Below are 20,490 nucleotides of genomic sequence, written 5' to 3'. Positions count from 1 at the left end.
TGGCGAATTCTTCGCGAGAGGCGTCCCCCGAGGTTCTATAACAACAACAATCGGAGACCGTTCTCATGAGCCAGGAACTGCGGCTTATCCGCCGCATCACGCTGAAACTGATTCCCTTCCTGATCCTGCTGTACCTGATCGCCTATGTGGACCGCTCCGCGGTCGGCTTCGCCAAATTGCACATGGGCGCAGACATCGGCCTGGGCGATGCCGCCTACGGTCTTGGCGCCGGGTTGTTCTTCATCGGCTACTTCCTGCTGGAAATCCCCAGCAACCTGATGCTCGACCGCTTCGGCGCACGGCGCTGGTTCGCGCGGATCATGGTCACCTGGGGCGCCATCACCATCGGCATGGCCTTCGTCCAGGGGCCGAACAGCTTCTATGTGATGCGCTTTTTGCTCGGCGCCGCCGAAGCCGGGTTCTTCCCGGGCGTTCTGTACTACATCACCCAATGGTTCCCGGTGCGCCATCGCGGCAAGATCCTCGGGCTGTTCATCCTGTCGCAACCCATCGCAATGATGATCACCGGCCCGGTGTCCGGTGGCTTGCTGGGCATGGACGGCGTGTTGGGGCTGCACGGCTGGCAGTGGCTGTTCATCGTCATTGGCGCCCCGGCGATCCTGCTGACCTGGCCGGTGCTGCGTTACCTGCCGGACGGCCCGCAGCAAGTGAAGTGGATGGACCAGGCGGAAAAGGACTGGCTGAGCGGCGAGCTGAAAAAGGATCTGGATGCCTACGGCCAGACCCGTCACGGCAACCCGTTGCACGCCCTCAAGGACAAGCGCGTCCTGCTGCTGGCACTGTTCTACCTGCCGGTGACCCTAAGCATCTATGGCCTGGGTTTGTGGCTGCCGACCCTGATCAAGCAGTTCGGCGGCAGCGACCTGGTGACCGGATTCGTCTCGGCGGTGCCGTACATCTTTGGCATCGTCGGTCTGCTGATCATCCCGCGCAGTTCCGACCGCTTGAACGACCGCTACGGCCACCTCGCCGTGCTTTACGTGCTGGGTGCGATTGGCCTGTTTCTCAGCGCCTGGCTGTCGGTGCCTGTGCTGCAACTGGCGGCGCTGTGCCTGGTGGCGTTTGCACTGTTCTCCTGCACGGCGGTGTTCTGGACCTTGCCGGGCCGCTTCTTCGCCGGTGCCAGTGCGGCGGCGGGGATTGCGTTGATCAATTCGGTGGGCAACCTCGGCGGTTACCTCGGTCCGTTCGTGATCGGCGCACTCAAGGAATACACCGGCAACCTGGCTTCGGGCCTGTACTTCCTGTCGGGGGTGATGGTGTTCGGGCTGGTGTTGACCGGTGTGGTGTATCGCTTGCTGGAACGCAAACACGTCCTGCCAGCCGATCAATTTGCAGCAAGTGCACGTGGGGCTTCGCGCACCTGACAGGAAACAACAAATCATCACGGACCCTGTGGGAGCGGGCTTGCCCGCGATAGCAATCTGTCTGGCACATCAATGTTGAATGTGCCGCCGTCATCGCGGGCAAGCCCGCTCCCACAGGGAGTCGTGTTTGCCCAGGTTCTGGGTTAACAGGAGAAAATTCATGCGTTTGGTTCAGTTCGAATTGAGTAACGGCGAACGTCGTGTCGGCGTGGTCGAGGCGGGCCTGGTCCGAGAAGTACAGGACACGCGCACCGTTCGCGATCTGGCATTGGCGGCGATCGAGGCGGGCGCCAGCCTTGAGCAACAGGTACAGAGCCTGGGGCTGGGCATCAGCCACGACTATGCCGAGTTGCTGACACAACGGCGCATCCTGCCGCCCCTGGACCATGCGGACCCGGCGCACATGCTGATCAGCGGCACGGGCCTGACGCATCTGGGCAGCGCCTCGGCCCGGGACAAGATGCACCAGCAAAGTGGCGATGAAACCGCGATGACCGACACCATGCGCATCTTCAAATGGGGCGTGGAGGGCGGTAAGCCGGCGGTGGATGAAGCCGGTGTGCAGCCGGAGTGGTTCTACAAAGGCGATGGCGGCATCGTCGTCAGGCCGGGCCAGCCGTTTCCCTTGCCGCCGTTTGCCGAAGATGCCGGCGAAGAGCCGGAGATCGCTGGCCTGTACGTGATCGGTCACGACGGCAAGCCGTATCGCCTGGGTTTTGCCGTGGGCAACGAGTTCTCCGACCACGTCATGGAGCGCAAGAACTACCTGTACCTGGCCCACTCGAAACTGCGCAGCTGCAGCTATGGTCCGGAACTGCGGGTTGGCGAACTGCCGCAGCATCTGGCGGGCACCAGCCGCATCCTGCGTGACGGCGAAGTGCTGTGGCAGAACGAGTTTCTCAGCGGCGAGGCGAACATGTGCCACAGCCTCGCCAACCTCGAATTCCATCATTTCAAGTACAGCCAGTTCCTGCGCCCGGGGGACGTGCACATTCACTTCTTCGGCACGGCGACCCTGTCCTTTGCCGACGGCATTCGCACGCAACCGGGTGACGTGTTCGAGATCACCCAGGCTGAATTCGGCGCGCCGTTGATCAACGGCATCGCACCCGTCGCAGCGGCTTTCGCGCCCGGCACCGTCGGCACACTTTGAGGAGTTACCCATGACCCGGATCCTTGGTCACAACTACATCGGCGGCCAGCGCAGCGCCGCCGGTAGCATCAAGTTGCAGAGTGTCGATGCAACAACGGGCGAGGCTTTGCCTCACGCCTTTTATCAGGCGACAGCGCAGGAAGTCGATGCGGCGGCCGGCGCGGCGGCGGCCGCGTATCCGGTCTATCGCAGCCTGAGCGCGGAGCGGCGGGCGCAGTTTCTCGAGGCCATTGCCGATGAACTGGATGCCCTCGGTGATGATTTTGTCGCTGTGGTCTGCCGCGAAACGGCGCTGCCCGCCGGCCGGATTCAAGGCGAGCGTGGACGCACCAGCGGGCAGATGCGCCTGTTTGCCAAAGTCCTGCGTCGCGGTGATTTCTACGGCGCACGGATCGACCGGGCATTGCCGGAGCGTCAACCGTTGCCGCGTCCGGACCTGCGTCAATACCGTATCGGCTTGGGGCCTGTGGCGGTGTTCGGTGCCAGCAACTTTCCGCTGGCGTTCTCCACCGCCGGCGGCGATACCGCCTCGGCGCTGGCCGCCGGGTGCCCGGTGGTGTTCAAGGCCCACAGCGGTCACATGGCCACGGCTGAATGGGTGGCTGACGCGATCATTCGAGCCGCCGAGAAAACCGGGATGCCGGCCGGCGTGTTCAACATGATCTACGGCGGTGGCGTCGGCGAGGCGCTGGTCAAGCATCCGGCAATTCAGGCCGTGGGCTTCACCGGTTCGCTCAAGGGCGGTCGAGCCTTGTGCGACATGGCGGCGGCCCGTGCACAACCGATTCCGGTGTTTGCCGAGATGTCGAGCATCAACCCGGTGATCGTCTTGCCCGAGGCGTTGCAGGCGCGGGCCGACACGGTCGCCCGGGACCTCACTGCGTCGGTGGTCCAGGGTTGCGGGCAGTTCTGCACCAATCCCGGTTTGGTGATTGGCATTCGCTCTGCGTCGTTCAGCGCATTTGTGCAGCAAGTGGCCGGGTTGATGGGCGATCAGCCGGCGCAAACCATGCTCAACGCCGGAACCCTGAGCAGCTACGGTCAGGGCTTGCAAAAACTGCTCGGGCATCCGGGGATTGAGCACCTGGCCGGCAATCCGCAACAGGGCAATCAGGCACAGCCGCAGTTGTTCAAGGCCGATGTCAGCCTGCTGCTCGATGGCGATGAAGTGCTGCAGGAGGAAGTGTTCGGTCCGACCACGGTGGTGGTTGAAGTGGCCGATCATGCGCAACTGATGGCCGCCCTGAATGGCCTGCACGGCCAGTTGACCGCCACCGTCATCGGTGAGCCGGAAGACTTCGAACAGTTCGCCGGGCTGACGGCGTTGCTGGAGCAGAAGGTCGGACGCATCCTGCTCAATGGCTATCCGACGGGCGTGGAAGTCTGCGATTCGATGGTCCACGGCGGGCCTTACCCGGCAACGTCCGATGCGCGCGGTACCTCGGTGGGCACACTGGCCATCGATCGTTTCCTGCGCCCGGTGTGCTTCCAGAACTACCCGGACAGCTTGCTGCCGGATGCACTGAAGAACGGCAATCCGCTGCGCATCCAGCGACTGGTGGATGGGCAGTCGTCCCGCGAGGCACTCTAGCGGCTGACCACAATCTCTGTAGGAGCGAGCCTGCTCGCGATAGCGGTAGTCCAGTCAATGCAGATGTTGACTGGCTGTCCGCCATCGCGAGCAGGCTCGCTCCTACAGGGGAGGTGGTGCATGAGCTATCATTGCGTCTTTCTCATTCAAAGATTGATTGCCATGACTTCCCCAACCGACACCTTGCTCAATGCCCTCGAACACTGCGGAATGGTGGAGATCGACGGGCTGCATGCCTTCGAATTCGCCCTCGACGAGTTCGATAACCTGCACATTGAATGCATGGATGGCCGTGCGGCCAAACACTGGGAGTTCACTCCGGCGCAGGTCCAGGCCGCGACCTTCGACTCTACGCTGCAAAGCTGGTTGATCACCGGTGACTCGGGTGAACACCGTTTGGTGTGCCTGGGCGATGTCATCAGCGGTGACAACGAAGAAGACGAACAAGACGATGCGTAACCTCTGGCCACTGTTGATGGCCGGCAGCATCGGCGCCATGGGCGTTCAGTTCGCATCCGCCGAGGACTATCAACTGCTGGTGGGCTCCTACACCGCTGGTCAAAGCCAGGGCATCTACCGCCTGGCGTTCGACAGCCGCGCCGGGCAGATCGATGCCAGCCCCCTGCAAGTGATCAAGAGCGAAAACCCGTCGTGGCTGACCCTGTCGAAGGACCAGCGACACCTGTTCGTGGTCAACGAAAACGGCCCTGGCCAGACCGATCCGGTAGGGCGTGTCAGCAGTTTCGCGATCGATCCCAAGACCCACGCGCTGAGCCTGGTCAGCCAGGTGCAAAGCCTGGGCAACGAGCCGACCCATTCCAGCCTCAGCATCGATGGCAGCCATTTGTTTGTCAGTAATTACTCGGTGGCCGAAGACCCGGGCGGCACCCTGGCGGTATTGCCGGTGACGGCCGATGGCAAGCTCAAACCGGTGGTGCAGATGAGCAGCCACCCGGCGAGCCGGGTCAATCCCGAGCGCCAGGCATCGGCCCATGTGCACTCGACGATCCCGTCGCCGGACGGCAAATACGTGTTCGCCAATGACCTGGGCGCCGACAAGGTGTTTGCCTACCGCTTCGACCCCAAGGCCAACCCGGAACTGCCGTTGACCCCGGCCACCCCGGCATTCGTGCAACTGCCGCCGGGCAGCGGGCCGCGCCACCTGCTGTTCAGCGCCGATGGCAAACACGCCTGGCTGACCATGGAAATGAGCGCGCAAGTGGCGGTGTTCGATTACCACGACGGCCAACTCGAACAGACGCAGATGGTCGATCTGGCTGCCGGGCAACCGGTATCGGACAAGGCTGCGGCGGCGTTGCATGCCTCGGCTGACGGCAAGTTCCTCTACGTCAGCAACCGTGGCACGGCCAATCAACTGCTGGTGTTTGCCATCGATCCGGCGACCGGCCACCTCAGTGAGCTGCAACGGCGGGCGGTGGAGGGCGATCATCCGCGGGAATTCAGCCTCGATCCGAGCGGCAAATTCCTGTTGATCGCCAACCAGAAGAGCAACCAGATTGTCGTCGTCGAACGCGACGTCAGGACCGGTCTGCTGGGCAAGACTGTGCAAAAACTGCCGATGGATGCCCCGAGCGACCTCAGGTTTCTACTGCGTCAATAAGCCGCAGGCCCCGGTTGATGGGGCCTGCCTGCTTTTATCAATGACGCTGATATCTGGTACTGCTACAAAGCATTTCAAGGCACGAACCCTCGAGGGTTAAGTTTGCTTCACAGCCCCACCGGGCAAGCAAGCCAACCGAATCCGAGGAATACTGCCATGAACTTCAACATCTTCTCTGTCATCGCCGCTTCCGCCATTTCCGCCACCGTTGCGCTGCCAGCCAGTGCCAACGTTGAAATCAGCGACAAAAAAGCCCACACCCAGAGCTACACCCCGAAGTACCTGCAACAGAGCGCCAACTTCTACGCCGCGCTGGATCACAAAACCCAAGCCTGAACGTCAGCCCTGCCTTTATGCAGGAGCGAAGTCACTGATGATCGAAGAGCCTGATGTTGAAAAACAGGTGTTGAAAACGATCAGAGTGATGTCGCTCCTGCATAACGCATTTGCGACAGCATCACTTTGCCATCAATGTCGCGCTTGATATCACATTGCCATGCGTTTAAATTGACGCTGATTTTTTGACTCCTCCTCACGGCAAGGATCGACAGCATGGTGACGCGTCTGGCATTGGTTCTACTTTTTCTCTATTCCACCCCCATTCTATCGGCAGCTGACCCCGTTCCGGTTGAGCCGGATGCTGCGCGCGAACGCTTGATGAGTTTTATTGAAGACTGAAATAGTCTGGCTTAATGATCAATGAAGTTGATGGTCACTATGGATAACCCTGAGTGGTTAACCAGGCTTTTTTGATCGATTCTGTGGGCATTGAAACATGCCTGCGGAGAACATCATGGCCAGCGCAATTCTCACTTCTGCCAAACACGGCGCCTATGTGGCGATCGGTCTTTACCTGGCCATGGTGCTGGTGGTCAGCCTTTCAGCACAGGCGCAATCCTCTTTCGAAGCACCGATACAGGTCGCTCATCCCGGCATCCAGTTTGAACACCGTGCGCAAAACGACAGCGTTGATCAGGCTGAACTCGCAGGAGTCGTCGGCGCATGAAAGGACACAGACTCTGGGTCATCGCTTTCCTGGCGTTCATGACCAACGGATCCTCCCTGTTGGGGATCGGACAGGGCTCGGCAGGCTCGGTGGCACGGGCCATCGAAGCCAACCACAACATTGCCCGCAGCATCGAAAACGCCAGTGTGCAGGGCATGCTGGCCGGCAATCCGCCGATCAGGAGTGAAGGTGTGGTTTTCGGCCCGTTCCAGGTCGATTGCTCGGCCATCGGGATGTGTCAGGTGCTGGCCTGAGTCTTCGACGCACCACGGACCTTTGTAGGAGCCAGCCTGCTGGCGATGGTGTATCAGGCACCACAGCGTCAACTGACACACCTTCGCCAGCAGGCTGGCTCCTACAGGGGATGGTTATTTCTTCATGATCGATGTGAACAGGTCCGACTCCAAAAGCCGCTGTAGCCATGCCTGCAAGCGCAGGTAAGGCGTCTGCCCGAACCATTCGCGATCGACATGGGCGAATTGTCGTACGAATGGCATCAACGCCACATCCGCCAGACTTGGATGGTCCGCCAGCAAATAGTCGCGCCCTTCCAGCAACTGATCCAGCCTGCGCAGGAACACCTCACCCTCGCTGCGATAAACCTCCATCGGCTGCTCGGGATAACGGTCCGCGTACTTGTAGCGATTCAAGTGCACCTTGAACACCTGATCGTTCTGTTCAATCAAAGGGGCGATTTGCTCCGCTGCGACAGGATCATCCTTGAGCAACCAGTCCTGCGGATCGTTCTGAGCCAGGGCCCAGCGCATGATGTCGAGGCTTTCGTCGATCACCCGGCCATCGGCGCTGAGCACCGGTACCGTGCCTTTGCCCGACAGCGCGAGCATCTCGGCGGGCTTGGCCTTCAGGCTGACTTCGACGATGTCCACGGCCACTCCCGAATAACGCAGGGCCATGCGTGCGCGCATGGCGTACGGGCAGCGGCGGAAGGAATACAGCGTGTTCATTTCACCTCCAGGGTACTCAGGCCGTTGCCCTGGCGCTGGACCTGAATCTGCACCGGAATCCGTTCATGCATTTCCTGTACGTGGGAAATCACTGCGACCTTGCGGCCCTGGGCCTGCAAGCCGTCGAGGGCATCCATGGCCAGTTGCAGGGATTCGGGATCGAGGCTGCCGAAGCCTTCGTCGATGAACAGCGACTCGATTTTCAACGTGCTCGACGCCATCGACGCCAAACCGAGGGCCAGCGCCAGCGATACCAGGAAGGTCTCGCCACCGGACAGTGAGTGCACCGAGCGCAGTTCGTCGCCCATTTCCGTGTCCATCACCAGCAACCCGAGCATGCTGCCGCCGCGCTTGAGGCGATAGCGGCGCACCAGTTGGCGCAATTGCACGTTGGCGTGATGCACCAGCAGGTCGAGGTTGTAGGCCTGGGCGATCTTGCGGAAGGTGTCGCCGGTGGCGGAGCCGATCAACGCATTCAGGCGTGCCCAGCGTTGATACTCGTTGTAGGCGTCGGCAATCTGCTGCGCCAGGGCCTGATTGGCGTTCTGCCGGCGCTGGTCCTCGGCCTGCTCGGCGCGCAGTTCGGCGCAGTGTTGCTCGCTGGCGGCGGCCAGGTTTTGCAGGTCGATCAGCGCACTGGCCAATTGCTCGGCATCGAGATTGCCGTTCTGTTGTGCCTGATGATTGAGCAGGTGTTTGTTGCGCTCCTGTACCAGGACGTTGGCCTGTTCGATGGCTTTTTCGCTGTGCTGCAAGCGCTGGCGCAGTTCGCTGACCTGGGTGTCGTCGACGCTCAACAGGTTTTCCAGGCCGCCGTCATCCAGCTCGGGATGACGGGCACGCCAGTCGCCGATCTTGCCGGCGAGCTCAAGTTCTTCGCCTTCCAGTGCATGCAAGCGTTCCCGCTGGGCCTTGAGCTCGGCGGCGATTTGCACTGACTGCGTGACGACGCTTTGCAACGTCTGCGCAGTGCTGGCTTCGGCGCTGCGCGCCTGTTCCACGGTCTGTTCCAGTTGCTGTTGCCAATGCTCGGCGCTGCTGTGTTCGCCGAGTAATTGCCCGAGTGTGTGCTGGCTCGCCTGTTGCTGCTCGGCCAGTCCATTGAATTGCTGTTCGGCGGCCTGCAATTGCTGCACGCGGCTTTGCTGGCGATCCTGTTCCTTCTCCAGGTGTTGCTGGCGCTGTTGCTGCTCGGCCAGTTCTTCCTTTTGTTGTTCGAGTTGCGCCAGGCGCTCGGCGATCTGCCGGTCGAGCTGCATGAAGGTCGCGGCCGGTTCGACGCGCATCGCTTGCAGGGTTTCGGCCGGCAGCAGGTTGGCGAATGCCTTGAGTTCTTCGTCCAGACGCTGGCGGTCGTTGTTCAATTCGCGCTGTTGATTGCTCAGGTGCTGGGCCGCTTGCTGGTGCGCGGTTTCGGCATGGCGCAGTTGCTGGGTCAGGCGTGCGGCATCCTGTTGCAGGGTGAGCAGCGCGCTCTGCCGTTGCTCGTCCTGGCTGATGCTTTGGTTGAGCTGACTGTTTTGCTGAACGAGCCAGGCATCGCGTTTGGCGGCATCCTGATTCAGCAGTTGGGCCGCCAGCGGGTGCGCTTCCAGGCTCGGTGCGAGGGCTTGCTGCTGGGTCGCCAGTTGCTCCTGCTGTTGCAGCAGTTCCTTTTGCTGGGCGATCAGCCCGCCGACTTCGGCACGCAGGTCAGTGAGTTTTTCCTTGAGCAGGTCGACGGCCTTTTGCGCGTTGGCCTGTTCGCTTTCATCAAAGCGACCGAGGCTTTGCAGCAGGGCTTCCGGCTGATGATACGGATGTTCGTTGCTGCCGCAGACCGGGCATGGCTGATCGTTCTGCAACTGCGCGCGCAGCTCTTCGACACTGGCACTGCGCGCCAAACGCTGACGCTCCAGCAGTTCGCGAGTGACGTTGAGGGTCTGTTCGGCAACGCTCAGATCAGCCTTGGCCTTGACCCCGTCCTGGGTCAGGCGTTCGCGCTCCTGCTGCGCGGTGAGCTGGCGCTGTTGCAGCTCGGCGCTGCGTTTGTCCAGGTCCTGCTGGCTGGCCCACAGGCGCGCAAGGTCTTCGACGGCGCGCAGTTGCTTGCGGTTGTCCTGCAACAGGCTACCCAGGATGCCGATCTGTTCGGCGACGGCATCCGGTTCGGCACCGGCCTCCTTGAACAGCACCTCCAGTTGCTGCTTCTGCGCGGTGAGCGCCTGGTCGGTGCTCGCGGCGTTTTGTTCGAGGCTGGCCAGTTCGGCCTGGCCCTGATTCAGTCGATTGCCGATCAGCATCAACTGTTGCAGGCGATCACGGTAGGCATTCCAGGCATCGCTCAGCGGTGCCAGATGCGTGCTTTGCTCAAGCCCGGTGGCGATGCGCTGCAAGTCCCCGGCGCCTCGGGCTTGCTGATCGAGCAAGGTCTGAATCGTGCCCTGGCCCTGGGTGCAGGCCTGTTGCGCCTGTTGCCTGGCTTCGGCGCTGAGGGCGGTGTCCTTGGCCAGGCGAGCGAGGGTGCTTTGGGCTTCAAAGGCCTGACGCAGCAACGGCGCGCTGTCGGCTTGTCGCTGTTGGGTTTCGCTCAAGGCGATCCGGGCGCTGCCGAGCTGTTGCTCAAGCAGCGTCTGGCGCTCACCGAGTTCGCCATGTTGCTGCGTCTGCAAGGCAATTTGCGCCGCCAAGGGTGTCAGCAGCGCGTCGACCTCGGCTTTACGGGCGAACTGGTGCCGTTGCGGGGCCAGCTGTTCGAGACGGGTGAGCCTCAACCGCTCGCTGGCCAAGGCCTCCCAGTGGGTCTGCGCCGATTGCAGTTGTTCGCTGGCGGCCAGATGCTCGTCCTGCAATCGACGCAGGTCCTTGAGCCAGGTGTCCTGCAGTTCAAGCTGCTTGAGCTGCGCCTGTTGGGTCTTGAGTTGTTGCTGCGCCTGGCTGAAGCGCTCATCCAGTTCCGCGCGGGCTTCGGGTGACAGCGGCGTTACCCCGCTGGCCTGATCCTGCAGCAGCTTGTGCGCCTCGCGGGCCTCCTTGGTCTTGTCGAAGGCCCGACGACCGAGGCGAGTGTAGAGCGCGGTGTCGGTGAGTTTTTCCAGCAGTTCGCTGCGGTCGTTGTCGTCGGCCTTGAGGAACGCGCTGAACTCGCTTTGCGCCAACATCACCGCGCGGGTGAACTGTTCGAAATTCAGCCCCAGCGCGGCTTCGAGCTGAGTCTTGTATTCGCCTTTCTGGCTGGCGAGCAATTGATCCTGATCGATGTCACGCAAGCTCTGGCGGCTGGCCTGCAGCTTGCCAGCGGCCTTGTCCCGGGCGCGATTGGCCTCCCAGCGGGCGCGGTAGCGGCGGCCGTCGACGCCGACGAAATCCACTTCCGCATAGCCTTCACCCGTGCCGCGACGCAGCAGGGTGCGCGGGTCGCCGGTAGCGATTTCGCCGTCGGCGTCCGGCACCTTGGCGTCGCGGCCGGTGTTGTTCAGGCGCGGTACGGCGCCAAACAGCGCCAGGCACAGTGCATCGAGCAAGGTGCTTTTACCCGCGCCGGTGGGGCCGGTGATGGCGAACAGTCCGGCACTGGCCAGGGGTTCGGCGGTGAAGTCGATTTCAAATGGCCCGGCCAGGGAGGCGAGGTTTTTCAGGCGGATCGCGAGGATTTTCATGGTTGTTCGCTCTCCATCTGCACGTCCTGCAACAGCTCGGCAAAGTCCTTGAGGGTCTGTTCGTCGACCTCGCTGCCGTAGTTGTCCTGCCAGGCGCGACTGAACAGTTCCTGAGGCGTGAGTTGGTCCAGTTCGATCAGCGTGCTGCCTTCGTCGGCACCGTCACGGCCGCCGTTGCCGGCGTACTCGGCGGCGATGCGCACCAGGCGCACGGCCTTGCCTTGCAGGGCGGTTTCCACTTGATTGCGCAGGTCGGGCTGCGGTTCGTCGAGGCGCACACGCACCTCCAGCCATGGCTGGCGCTGGATGTCGGCCAACAGGTCGATGTTCGGCAGGTCCGCCAGTTGAACCAGGATCTCGCTCAATGGCGCCGGGCCGATGCGTTGCAGGTTGACCGCGCGGGGGATCAGTTTCGGCTCGACGCTGACCAGGGTTTCGCCATCGAGTTTGATGTCGAGGATCTGGTGCTGATAGCTGATCTCGGAGAACGACAACGGAATCGGCGAGCCGCTGTAGCGGATGCGCTCCTCGCCGTTGACCTTCTGCGGCTTGTGCAAGTGACCGAGGGCAACGTAACTGATGCTCGGTCCGAACAGGCTGGCGGGCAGGGCTTCGGCATTGCCGATGATCAGGCTGCGCTCCGAGTCTTCCGACACCGAACCGCCCGCCATGTGCGCGTGACTGATGGCGATCAGTGCCTGGCCTTTCTTGCGCTTTGCGTTCGCCGCCTCGATCAGCCATTCATGGACCTGGCCAATGCCACGCAGGTAGTTGTCGCCCAGATGCGCGCCGGTGACTTCGGCAGGGCGCAGGAACGGCAGCGCCAGGCACCAGGCGACGGTTTTGCCCTTGGCATCCGGCAGCGGCAACAGCAAACGCTCGGCATCCAGTTGCCCGTCATCCAGCCACAACACACGACCGAGCGCGTGAGTGCGCAAGCGGCGCATCAACGGCGCGGGCAGTTCGATCCGCGAGCCGGAGTCGTGGTTGCCGGCAATCATCACGATGGTCAGCAACGGCTGCTGTTCGTGGGCGCCGACGATGAAGTCGTAGAGACGCTCCTGGGCTTTGACCGGCGGATTGACCGTGTCGAAGATATCGCCGGCGATCAACAGCACATCCGGCTGGTCGAGCTTCAATTGACGCAACAGCCACTCGAGAAAACAGCCGTGTTCGAAATCGCGATCCTGGCCGTGCAGGTTCTGCCCGAGGTGCCAGTCGGAGGTGTGAAACAAGCGCAAGGCGAACTCCGCTACAAAATAGGTAATGGCCGCGTGAAAAATGAAGGCGGCGAAAGGGGGAAGAGTTTACTGGCAAACGGTCGGGAATGCAGAAGGCAAAAAAAGCAGCCTGCGACAGCTCCTACAGAGTATGCGCATATCCAATGTAGGAACTGCCGCGGCTGCGCTCATTCGAACTTGTTGTTGGTAGAGGGGCGCGCCTTGTCGAGGTACATTGGCCCTCGGGGCGTCTGGTGTTGAGGGTGATACAAGATCTTTCGACGTCGATCAGGGCCGGCATGCTGTTCGAAGGTCATTTTCAGATGTGGGCGGGCGCCGTGTTCACAGTTATTGCCCATCCACCGGGTGCTGTTGCGCACCATCAGGGAGTGGTTCAGTGCCTATCGGGCCGATTGTATAAGGAAGCGCCATGACTCAACGGTTACTCCAACTCGATCAAGTTTCGTTCAACCTGCCCGACGGGCGCGTGCTGTTCGATCACTTGAACCACACCTTCAGTACCAGGGCCACCGGCATCGTGGGTGCCAATGGCTGCGGCAAGTCGTTGCTCGGCCGGCTGCTGACGGGGGAGCAACTGTCCACCGGCGGCATCGTCCGTCGCGAAGGGCGGGTCTACACCGTGGCGCAATTACTGGAGCCCGAGCGCTACCCCAGCGTTGCCGCGCTGGCCGGGGTCGACCATATTCTCGCGGCGCTGGATCGCATTGCCCAAGGCAGTGTCGACGATGACGACCATTCGCTGGCGGTGGACCAATGGGATTGCGCCACACGTCTTGAGGCGCAGCTTGCGCAGATCGGTCTGGGTCATTTGAAGGGCGACTCCCGAACCGACGCACTCAGTGGTGGCGAGCGACAGCGGGTGGCACTACTCGGGGCATGGCTCTCCAGAGCCGACTGGCTCATTTTCGATGAACCCAGCAACCACCTGGATATTGATCAGCAACACAAGCTCGCGCAGCAGATCGATCGCTGGCCGAACGGCTTGGTGTTGATCAGTCACGACCGAGGCCTTCTGGAACACGTGAATGAAATTGTCGAGCTGTCGCCATTGGGGCTGGCGGTTTATGGCGGCAACTACAGTCAGTATGCGGCGGCGCGCGAGCAAGAACAGCAGTCGTTCCAGTCGGCATTGCAAGGGGAGCGGGCGCAAGCCAAGCGTGAGCAACGTGAGATGGTCGTGCAGATGGAGCGTCAGCAACGGCGTAATGCCCGCGGCGACCGTCAGGCCCGTGATGGTAATCAGACCAAGCTGATCACCAACGCCCAGAAAGAGCGCAGTGAAAACAGTCAGGGAAAATTGCGCCTCAATCAACAGGTGGCCCGGGAGCAGCAGCAACAACGGATCACCGAGGCCCGCGCACGGTGCGCGCCGGACATTCAACGCATGATGTTGTCCCCAGAAAGCGTAGTGCCCAATGGCAAGCTGATTGTACAACTCAACGACGTGATTCTCCCGTTCGGTTACGCGGCGCCGGTCAATTTGACGCTGACGGGACCTATGCGCGTGGCCATCCTGGGCGCCAATGGCAGCGGCAAGTCGACCCTGTTGCGAGTGATCGCTGGCCAACTGCCAGTGCACGAAGGCGAGCTCATCCGCAGTTGCCATGTCGGCTGGCTGGATCAACACGCCGGGTTGCAGTACCCCGAACGTACGGCGGTGCAATGGCTCTACGAGAGCAATCCTGCGCTGCCCGAAGCCGAGGCACGAACCCGCTTGGCGCAGACGGGGATTGATGCTGACCGTGCGATGCTCAAGACCCGCCAGTTGAGTGGCGGCGAACGCCTGAAAATAGCACTCGCTGCACAGTTGTATGCACAGCGGCCGCCGCAATTGCTGTTGCTGGATGAACCGGATAACCATTTGGATCTGCCCAGTAGAATCGCGCTGGAGCAGATGCTTAATCAATACCAAGGGGCATTGATCGTGGTTTCTCACGATTGCGCTTTTTTACACGCTATTCATCTAGATGCTGAGTTTCATCTCAAAAGCTAAAAACAATCACTTCGGATAAAGCGGCGGCAACCCACTGTCACCGACAGGGTCCTGAACCCGTTCGGCCATCGGGATCGCCTTGATCGCCCGCCACAGTTCGTCACCTTGCCAATACTGGCCGGTTTCGCTGTACAGCGCGCCGTTCAGGCCGTCGAGGGCGTCGGACAGAGGTACGAAGCGGGCGGCCATGTCGGCCAGGGTTTCCGGCTGCTGGCGGGCCCAGGCGTCGAGGGCCTGGCGGGTGGCGTGGGAGTCGTTGGCCTGGCAGGCGCGCTTGAGGTCGTCGAGCACGGTGCGCGGGCTCGGGCCGGTTTGCGCGACACGCGCCACCGCCGGTTGCCAGCGGGCACGCCACCAGAGGCCAAAGCCGAGCAGGGTGGTGCAGGCCAGGATCAAGGTACTGAGCTTCCAGCGCCAGAGTGCTTCGCTGTCGGCGCTGGCATCGATCGGTGAGGCGCCGGCCGGGGTGTCGACCAGCAGGCTCGGATTGGCCACCACGTGCAGCGTGCGAGCAGGCAGGCTGCTGTGTTCCAGATGATCTTCGAAGGTGTTCCACCAGACCACGTCGACGGTGGGCAGCTCGATGGCGCCGGTCCTTGTCGGCACCAGGGCCTCACGGTCTTCACGACTGCCGACCAGGCCGCGTTCGCTGTTCTGGTTGCCGAGCACCGGTTGATCCGGGTAGCGGCGCAGGCCGCCGACATCGGTGCCGGGCAGCGGTGGCAGTTGGGTGCTGGATAAGCCTTCGGCCTTCACCGTCAGGCTGCGGGTCAGCGAATCGCCGACCTGAGTGTGATCCGGCTCCGGGTTCCAGATTTCGCTCAGGGTCAGGCTGCGGGCAGGCAGCCAGGGCGCGTCGGCCGGATAGGTGAGGGGTTTGGCCTTGACCGTCAACAGCAGTTCGGCCGAGGTGACGCGCATCAGCTTGCCGGCTTTTGGCCCCTGGGCTGCGTCCTGTACCGGTTGTGGGTCGACCAGTGCGGCGTTGAAGACCTGTGCCGGAATGATCAGTTCGCCGCTGTGTTGCGGGTAGATCGCGTAGCGCATTTCGATCACGCCATGGCGCAGGCCGTCGATGTCCTTTTCGTAGGTGCGTGAGTCGCCCAATTGTTCGATGCGTGCGTCAGGTATCTGCAAGGGTGGCAGGCTGCTGTCGTCGTACAGCGATACCGAATGGTAGATGCGCAGGGTCAGGACCGCCTGGGCCTGCACGTACACGCTGGCTTGATCGAGGCTGGCATCGATGAACACCGCGGCCCGCTGGTTCGGGTTTTCCGGTGTTGCGCTCTCGACCACTTGCAGGGTGATCGGCTGGCTCTGCAGTTCCCCCAGTTGCAATGACGGAATCACCACGCTGCCGTTTTGCCGGGGCAGGAGGGTGACGATCCAGCGGGTGGTGGCCTGGTTTTCTCCGCTCAGGGTGTTCAGCTGGTTGACCTGGCGTGTGCCGCGCACTTCGAACAACGGCTCCAGCGCCGCCAGGTCCGGTTTGCCGAACTGAGTGACATCGCTGGATTCCAGGGTCAGCTCGACCGTCTCGCCTGAGCTCAGGCGACTGCGATCAACACTGGCGACCAGTTCTGCTGCCTGTGCCTGAACGGTGCAGAACAACAGGCCATGCAGCAGCGCGAGCAATAAAACGGTGAAGCGGGTCATCGAGTTTCTTCCTGATCCTGATGTTGTTGCTGTTCGTACCAGAATTTGCGCCTGAGCAGTTCGCCGGGGTCATCCGGGATCTGTCGCAGCCATTGCTCCAGTGCCTGGCGCTGCTCACCTTCGATACTGTCGGTGGCCGGGCGCAAGGGCGGTGTGGTGTGTTGTTCGTCACCCAGTTCGCTGCCCGGAACCTCGTTGCCCCCCGGTTTCGGCGGTGTGGTGGGTGGTTGTTCCTCACCCGGGCGGGCCGGTTGCCCCTCGGTTTTCGGTTCGCCGCTGCTCGAGGGTTGTGCGGCGGCACCTGGCGGTGGCTCCGGCGATTCGGCTTCGGGCCGGGCGTTGCTGGCGGCGTCTGGCTCAGGAGGAGTATTTTTCTCCTTGAGCAGGCGTTCGACCAGCGCCTTGTTGGTCAGTGCCGGACGCAAATCCGGTTGACGTTCCAGTGCCTGTTCGTAAGCGTCCAGGGCTGCCTCCAGCTCACCGCTTTTGGCCAGGGCATTGCCTCGATTGTAGTGGGAGTGGGCATCGTCGCCTTCGGCAAACCGCTCGGCAGCGCCTGCGTAGTCGCCGGCCTCATAGAGCGCCACGCCTTGCCACTGATGATTTTCGAAGCGTCGGGAGGCCTCGGCGGGGCGTTTCTGCTTGAGTAAATGCGAGCCTTGTTGATCCGGACGCAGCCAAAGGTCTGCGAGGTCGAAGGCGTAGCTCGGTTGAGGCAGCGCCAATAGCAGCGGCAGGCACAACAGCCAACCGCGACGCCCCGCGCAGGCCGCGAGCAGCAGCAGTGGCAGCAGCAGCCAGTACCCCTGATCGGCCCAGGTGTCCAGGCGCAAGGTCTGACCGTCGTTGCGCAAGTGGCGTGGGCCGTCGAGCAGGCCAAGGGCGTGCAGGTCGCTATCGTCCAGGCGCGCCTGGCGATAGCGCCCATCCAGGTCGTTGGCAAAATTTTTCAAGCCGGGCTCGTCCAGGCGCGGCACTAGAATGGCGCCTTGTTCATCCTTGAGGAAGCTGCCGTCTTCCTGGGTGATCGGCGAGCCTTCGGCGGTGCCGATGCCGAGCATCAAAAATTGAGTCGATTTGCCGTTCAGCGCGCGACGGATGCCCAGCCGCTCCTGGTCGGTCAGGGACGATCCAATCAGCAGGATCCGGCCATCGCCCAAAGCAGCCTGTTCGAGTAACGCCAGGGCCTTGAGCACCGCCAGATCGGCGCGATGACCGGCCGCTGGCATCAACGACGGTTTCAGCGCATCCAACAGATTGCGGCTGGTGGAAAGATCATCTGACAGCGGCACCAGCGTGTGGGCACTGCCGGCGTAGACGACGATGGCGGTTTGCGCGTCGCTGCGAATCTGCAGCAGATCAAGTACCTTGCGTCGTGCCTGTTCGAGTCGGTTGGGTGTGACGTCGGTGGCGAGCATTTCCGGGGTCAGTTCGAGAATCACCACCAGCGGATCGGCGGGCTTTTGACTGGTCTGCTCGACACGCTGCCAGCCCGGACCCAGCAGGGCGAGCACGGTCAACAGCCACGCGAGACCGAGGGCGATCCAGGGCAATTTACTGTCACGTCCACTGCCACCGCTGAGCAATGTCGTGTGAAACGCCGCAGGCAGGATCATTTGCCAGCGCCCAGCGCGCTTCTTGCGGTGCCAGAGTTGCCAGAGCAACCAGCCAAGCACCGGCAGCAACAGCAGCCACCAGGGGCGGAACCAGTACGGCCACAGCGCACTCATCGGCGCCTCCGCAGGCGCAGGCGTTTGAGACGCTGGCGCCAGTCAGGCAGCAATTGCGTTTGCAAAAACAGATCCCTGGTAAACAGGCGTTGCAACGGGTTGTCCGGCCAGAGTACGGGGGCCAGCAGCAGCATGCTCAACCACAGCGCCAGGGCCAGCGGCCAGTGATACAACGCTTGGGCCGGGCGGGCCTGGGTCGGTTGCTGGGTCACGGGCTCCAGTTGGTCAAGGGTGTCCTTGATCGATTGCAGTTCCTTGCCATCGTGGGCGCGGAAGTACTGGCCGCCGGTGACTTCGGCGATGGCCTTGAGGGACGGCTCGTCGAGGTCCAGGCTCGGGTTCACGCCGAGGAAACCCACGGAACCGCTTTGCTCTGGATCGGCGCCAATGCCGATCGGATAGATTTTCACGCCTTCCTTGGCCGCCAGCCGGGCTGCGGTGAACGGGTCGATTTCACCGCCATTGTTGGCGCCGTCGGTGACCAGAATCAGCACGCGGCTTGTTGCCGGACGAGAACGCAGGCGCTTGAGGGCCAGGCCGATAGCATCGCCGATGGCGGTGTTTTTGCCGGCAATGCCGATACGCGCTTCATCGAGCCAGACGCGCACGGTGTGGCGGTCGAAGGTCAGCGGCGCCTGCAGGTAGGCCTGGCTACCGAACAGGATCAGGCCGACCCGGTCACCTTCGCGGCTTTCGAGGAAATCGCCGAGCAGGTGCTGGACCAACGCCAGTCGGCTCACTTCTTCGTCCTGCCACTGCATGTCAGGGAAGTCCATGGAACCGGAAACGTCCACCGCCACCAGCAAGTCACGGCCACTGGCGGCAATCGGCAAGGGTTCGCCGAGCCATTGCGGGCGGGCCGCCGCGACCAGCAGCAACAGCCACAGCACTATGAACGGTGCCTGCTGGCGCCATGCTGGCAGGTTGGCCCGGGCGCGACGCCCGGCGAGGCCTTCCAGGTCGCTGAGGAAGCTGACCTTGAGCGCCGGTTCGCCACTGTCGGCCACCGGCAATATGATGCGCATCAGCCACGGCAGCGGCAGAAGGGCAAAAATCCACGGCCAGGCGAACTCAAACATGCTTGCGAATCCATGTGTCGACGGCCTGGGTCAGGCCGGCGATGGCCTTGTCGTCGAGTTTGCATTCGGGTTTGTAGGCGCCTTCGACCAGCACCATCCAGCGAGTCAGGCCGGCGGCCGGGCAGCGATTGTCGAGGAACGCCAGCCATTTTCGCCCGTTGAGGGTGTGGCTCTGGCTGTAGGGGTAGTGGTTGCGGCACAGGCGTTTGAGCAAACCGTTGAGTTGCTGCAGCCAGGCACCGGCCGGCGCACCGTCGTAGGGTTTGGGCATCAAGGCCAGCTCCGCCAGGGCGGCAAGACGCACCGGGTCAAGCGGCTGTTCTGCACGCACCACGGGACGCCTGTCCGGAATAAAACGACGCAGCTTCCACAGGCCCAAACCGATCAGCGGCACCAACAGAAGCAGCAACCACCAACCCGGTGCCGGAGGCCAGAATTCCACCGGTGGCGGGGATATCAGTGGTTGCAGTTGATCAAGGCTGCTCATCGACCTTTCCCCGGTTTCTGTGGGTTCAGGTATTCGCGCAGTTGCTCGACCATCTCGCTCTGAGTGCTCAACGGCATCATCAGCACCCGCAGTTTTTGCGCGAGCAGCTCCCAGCGCGCGATACGCGCTTCAGCCTGGGCCCGGTAAGCCTGGCGCAGGTCGAAATTCAGCGTATCGAGTTCCAATTGCGCTCCACGTTCGGCGAAACGTAAAAGGCCGGCGGCGGGCAGGGCATGATCCAGCGGATCGGACACCGGCAGCAGCAACAGGTCGCAATGACGCGATAACAGGCTCAGCTGTTGCTCGGCGCTTTCCGATAGCGCGCGTTCGTCGCAAATCACAATGACAAGGCTGCCCGGACGTGACACCTCACGCGCTCGGCGCAAGGCAATGCCAAAGGCGTCGCGGTCCGGCTCGCCCTCGGTGGTCAGCGACCGGTTGACCCGCACCAGCCGGTTGAGCAACTGCAGCAGGCTTTGCTTGCTGCGCCGAGGCTTGATTTCATAGTGCTCATTGTCGCCATACACCAGCCCGCCGACCCGGTCGTTGTGGCCCAGGGCTGCCCAACCGATCAGGCTCGCGGCCTGGGCGGCGAGCACCGACTTGAACATCAGGCCCGACCCGAAAAACAGCCGGTGGCTTTGTTCGACCATGATGAAGATCGGCCGCTCACGTTCTTCGTGGAACAGCTTGGTGTGGGGCTCCTGGGTGCGCGCGGTCACACGCCAGTCAATGGTGCGTACATCGTCGCCGGCCTGATAGACCCGCACCTGATCGAAGTCGACGCCACGCCCGCGCAATTTGGAATGGTGCAGGCCGATCAGCGGGCTGCGTTGGCCAGGTGTGGAAAACAGCTGCACTTCGCGCACGCGATGGCGCATCTCGATCAGGTCGGCGAGGCTGACACGGATGCCCGGCTCGGGCGGCAGGCTGGCGTTCATC

General features: G+C 62.3%; 18 protein-coding genes. 10 read left to right on the top strand and 8 right to left on the bottom strand.

From position 1 onward, the window contains the following. Positions 1-65 precede the first annotated feature (65 nt). The 9 genes from AC1Q6Y_RS09695 to AC1Q6Y_RS09655 all read left to right on the top strand — a co-directional run bounded on the left by AC1Q6Y_RS09695 (position 66) and on the right by AC1Q6Y_RS09655 (position 7,013). The gene (locus AC1Q6Y_RS09695) at positions 66-1,388 is read left to right on the top strand and encodes an MFS transporter (RefSeq protein WP_090455022.1); all 1,323 of its coding nucleotides are present in this window, start codon (positions 66-68) and stop codon (positions 1,386-1,388) included. Between the two features lie 160 nt (positions 1,389-1,548). Further along, complete coding sequence (araD1, locus tag AC1Q6Y_RS09690; RefSeq protein WP_492624471.1) at positions 1,549-2,541, top strand: AraD1 family protein; 993 nt, start codon at positions 1,549-1,551, stop codon at positions 2,539-2,541. A gap of 10 nt (positions 2,542-2,551) precedes the next feature. Beyond that, a complete protein-coding gene (locus AC1Q6Y_RS09685; RefSeq protein WP_492624470.1) occupies positions 2,552-4,132 on the top strand; it encodes an aldehyde dehydrogenase (NADP(+)) in 1,581 nt (526 codons plus the stop codon). Between the two features lie 120 nt (positions 4,133-4,252). After that, positions 4,253-4,591 (top strand): DUF5629 family protein, encoded by a 339-nt coding sequence (locus tag AC1Q6Y_RS09680; RefSeq protein WP_492624469.1) that lies wholly within the window; start codon positions 4,253-4,255, stop codon positions 4,589-4,591. Further along, the gene (locus AC1Q6Y_RS09675; RefSeq protein ID WP_492624468.1) at positions 4,584-5,753 is read left to right on the top strand and encodes a lactonase family protein; all 1,170 of its coding nucleotides are present in this window, start codon (positions 4,584-4,586) and stop codon (positions 5,751-5,753) included. Before AC1Q6Y_RS09680 ends, AC1Q6Y_RS09675 begins: the two co-directional genes overlap by 8 nt. Positions 5,754-5,909: 156 nt before the next feature. Further along, positions 5,910-6,089, top strand: a complete 180-nt coding sequence (locus tag AC1Q6Y_RS09670; protein ID WP_057715012.1) for a hypothetical protein — start codon at positions 5,910-5,912, stop codon at positions 6,087-6,089. A 216-nt stretch (positions 6,090-6,305) separates the two neighbouring features. Further along, on the top strand, positions 6,306-6,431 hold the full coding sequence (locus AC1Q6Y_RS09665; protein WP_256355695.1) for a hypothetical protein: 126 nt from the start codon (positions 6,306-6,308) through the stop codon (positions 6,429-6,431). Positions 6,432-6,546: 115 nt separating this feature from the next. Then, on the top strand, positions 6,547-6,759 hold the full coding sequence (locus AC1Q6Y_RS09660; protein WP_492624467.1) for a hypothetical protein: 213 nt from the start codon (positions 6,547-6,549) through the stop codon (positions 6,757-6,759). After that, entirely contained in the window at positions 6,756-7,013 is a 258-nt protein-coding gene (locus AC1Q6Y_RS09655) for a hypothetical protein (protein WP_492624466.1), read from the top strand. The genes AC1Q6Y_RS09660 and AC1Q6Y_RS09655 overlap by 4 nt, the downstream gene beginning before the upstream one ends. Positions 7,014-7,127: 114 nt before the next feature. Here AC1Q6Y_RS09655 and AC1Q6Y_RS09650 read toward each other — a convergent pair whose 3' ends face one another. The 3 genes from AC1Q6Y_RS09650 to AC1Q6Y_RS09640 are packed head-to-tail and all read right to left on the bottom strand — an operon-like array spanning position 7,128 to position 12,603. Further along, complete coding sequence (locus AC1Q6Y_RS09650) at positions 7,128-7,724, bottom strand: glutathione S-transferase (protein ID WP_492624465.1); 597 nt, start codon at positions 7,722-7,724, stop codon at positions 7,128-7,130. Next, on the bottom strand, positions 7,721-11,362 hold the full coding sequence (locus AC1Q6Y_RS09645; RefSeq protein ID WP_492624464.1) for an AAA family ATPase: 3,642 nt from the start codon (positions 11,360-11,362) through the stop codon (positions 7,721-7,723). The genes AC1Q6Y_RS09650 and AC1Q6Y_RS09645 overlap by 4 nt, the downstream gene beginning before the upstream one ends. Beyond that, positions 11,359-12,603 (bottom strand): exonuclease SbcCD subunit D C-terminal domain-containing protein, encoded by a 1,245-nt coding sequence (locus tag AC1Q6Y_RS09640; RefSeq protein WP_492624463.1) that lies wholly within the window; start codon positions 12,601-12,603, stop codon positions 11,359-11,361. The genes AC1Q6Y_RS09645 and AC1Q6Y_RS09640 overlap by 4 nt, the downstream gene beginning before the upstream one ends. Before the next feature lie 409 nt (positions 12,604-13,012). On the opposite strand from AC1Q6Y_RS09640, the gene AC1Q6Y_RS09635 reads away from it, so the two are divergent. Then, the gene (locus AC1Q6Y_RS09635) at positions 13,013-14,596 is read left to right on the top strand and encodes an ATP-binding cassette domain-containing protein (RefSeq protein ID WP_492624462.1); all 1,584 of its coding nucleotides are present in this window, start codon (positions 13,013-13,015) and stop codon (positions 14,594-14,596) included. A 6-nt stretch (positions 14,597-14,602) separates the two neighbouring features. On the opposite strand, the gene AC1Q6Y_RS09630 is transcribed toward AC1Q6Y_RS09635, so the two are convergent. Genes AC1Q6Y_RS09630 through AC1Q6Y_RS09610 form a run of 5 tightly spaced genes read right to left on the bottom strand, consistent with a single transcriptional unit; the run spans position 14,603 to position 20,489 of the window. Continuing rightward, on the bottom strand, positions 14,603-16,252 hold the full coding sequence (locus AC1Q6Y_RS09630; RefSeq protein WP_492624461.1) for a BatD family protein: 1,650 nt from the start codon (positions 16,250-16,252) through the stop codon (positions 14,603-14,605). After that, positions 16,249-17,982 (bottom strand): VWA domain-containing protein, encoded by a 1,734-nt coding sequence (locus tag AC1Q6Y_RS09625; RefSeq protein ID WP_492624460.1) that lies wholly within the window; start codon positions 17,980-17,982, stop codon positions 16,249-16,251. The genes AC1Q6Y_RS09630 and AC1Q6Y_RS09625 overlap by 4 nt, the downstream gene beginning before the upstream one ends. Further along, on the bottom strand, positions 17,979-19,061 hold the full coding sequence (locus AC1Q6Y_RS09620) for a vWA domain-containing protein (protein WP_057715005.1): 1,083 nt from the start codon (positions 19,059-19,061) through the stop codon (positions 17,979-17,981). Before AC1Q6Y_RS09620 ends, AC1Q6Y_RS09625 begins: the two co-directional genes overlap by 4 nt. Beyond that, complete coding sequence (locus tag AC1Q6Y_RS09615; RefSeq protein WP_057715004.1) at positions 19,054-19,548, bottom strand: DUF4381 domain-containing protein; 495 nt, start codon at positions 19,546-19,548, stop codon at positions 19,054-19,056. The genes AC1Q6Y_RS09620 and AC1Q6Y_RS09615 overlap by 8 nt, the downstream gene beginning before the upstream one ends. Continuing rightward, on the bottom strand, positions 19,545-20,489 hold the full coding sequence (locus AC1Q6Y_RS09610) for a DUF58 domain-containing protein (RefSeq protein WP_057715003.1): 945 nt from the start codon (positions 20,487-20,489) through the stop codon (positions 19,545-19,547). Before AC1Q6Y_RS09610 ends, AC1Q6Y_RS09615 begins: the two co-directional genes overlap by 4 nt. Position 20,490: the final 1 nt, after the last annotated feature.

It is taken from the genome of Pseudomonas sp. GW823-FHT06E10, from assembly GCF_058794995.1.
The sequence above is the reverse complement of the archived record's forward strand: the minus strand, read 5'-3'. Positions and strand labels throughout refer to the sequence as shown.

What these genes read in the sequence shown, in the direction of transcription:
- araD1 (WP_492624471.1), top strand. Translation starts at nt 1,549, where the DNA reads ATGCGTTTGGTTCAGTTCGAATTGAGTAACGGCGAACGTCGTGTCGGC.
- AC1Q6Y_RS09685 (WP_492624470.1), top strand. Translation starts at nt 2,552, where the DNA reads ATGACCCGGATCCTTGGTCACAACTACATCGGCGGCCAGCGCAGCGCC.
- AC1Q6Y_RS09655 (WP_492624466.1), top strand. Translation starts at nt 6,756, where the DNA reads ATGAAAGGACACAGACTCTGGGTCATCGCTTTCCTGGCGTTCATGACC.
- AC1Q6Y_RS09635 (WP_492624462.1), top strand. Translation starts at nt 13,013, where the DNA reads ATGACTCAACGGTTACTCCAACTCGATCAAGTTTCGTTCAACCTGCCC.
- AC1Q6Y_RS09670 (WP_057715012.1), top strand. Translation starts at nt 5,910, where the DNA reads ATGAACTTCAACATCTTCTCTGTCATCGCCGCTTCCGCCATTTCCGCC.
- AC1Q6Y_RS09695 (WP_090455022.1), top strand. Translation starts at nt 66, where the DNA reads ATGAGCCAGGAACTGCGGCTTATCCGCCGCATCACGCTGAAACTGATT.
- AC1Q6Y_RS09660 (WP_492624467.1), top strand. Translation starts at nt 6,547, where the DNA reads ATGGCCAGCGCAATTCTCACTTCTGCCAAACACGGCGCCTATGTGGCG.
- AC1Q6Y_RS09615 (WP_057715004.1), bottom strand. Translation starts at nt 19,548, where the DNA reads ATGAGCAGCCTTGATCAACTGCAACCACTGATATCCCCGCCACCGGTG.
- AC1Q6Y_RS09675 (WP_492624468.1), top strand. Translation starts at nt 4,584, where the DNA reads ATGCGTAACCTCTGGCCACTGTTGATGGCCGGCAGCATCGGCGCCATG.
- AC1Q6Y_RS09645 (WP_492624464.1), bottom strand. Translation starts at nt 11,362, where the DNA reads ATGAAAATCCTCGCGATCCGCCTGAAAAACCTCGCCTCCCTGGCCGGG.
- AC1Q6Y_RS09650 (WP_492624465.1), bottom strand. Translation starts at nt 7,724, where the DNA reads ATGAACACGCTGTATTCCTTCCGCCGCTGCCCGTACGCCATGCGCGCA.
- AC1Q6Y_RS09665 (WP_256355695.1), top strand. Translation starts at nt 6,306, where the DNA reads ATGGTGACGCGTCTGGCATTGGTTCTACTTTTTCTCTATTCCACCCCC.
- AC1Q6Y_RS09680 (WP_492624469.1), top strand. Translation starts at nt 4,253, where the DNA reads ATGAGCTATCATTGCGTCTTTCTCATTCAAAGATTGATTGCCATGACT.
- AC1Q6Y_RS09625 (WP_492624460.1), bottom strand. Translation starts at nt 17,982, where the DNA reads ATGAGTGCGCTGTGGCCGTACTGGTTCCGCCCCTGGTGGCTGCTGTTG.
- AC1Q6Y_RS09630 (WP_492624461.1), bottom strand. Translation starts at nt 16,252, where the DNA reads ATGACCCGCTTCACCGTTTTATTGCTCGCGCTGCTGCATGGCCTGTTG.
- AC1Q6Y_RS09610 (WP_057715003.1), bottom strand. Translation starts at nt 20,489, where the DNA reads ATGAACGCCAGCCTGCCGCCCGAGCCGGGCATCCGTGTCAGCCTCGCC.
- AC1Q6Y_RS09620 (WP_057715005.1), bottom strand. Translation starts at nt 19,061, where the DNA reads ATGTTTGAGTTCGCCTGGCCGTGGATTTTTGCCCTTCTGCCGCTGCCG.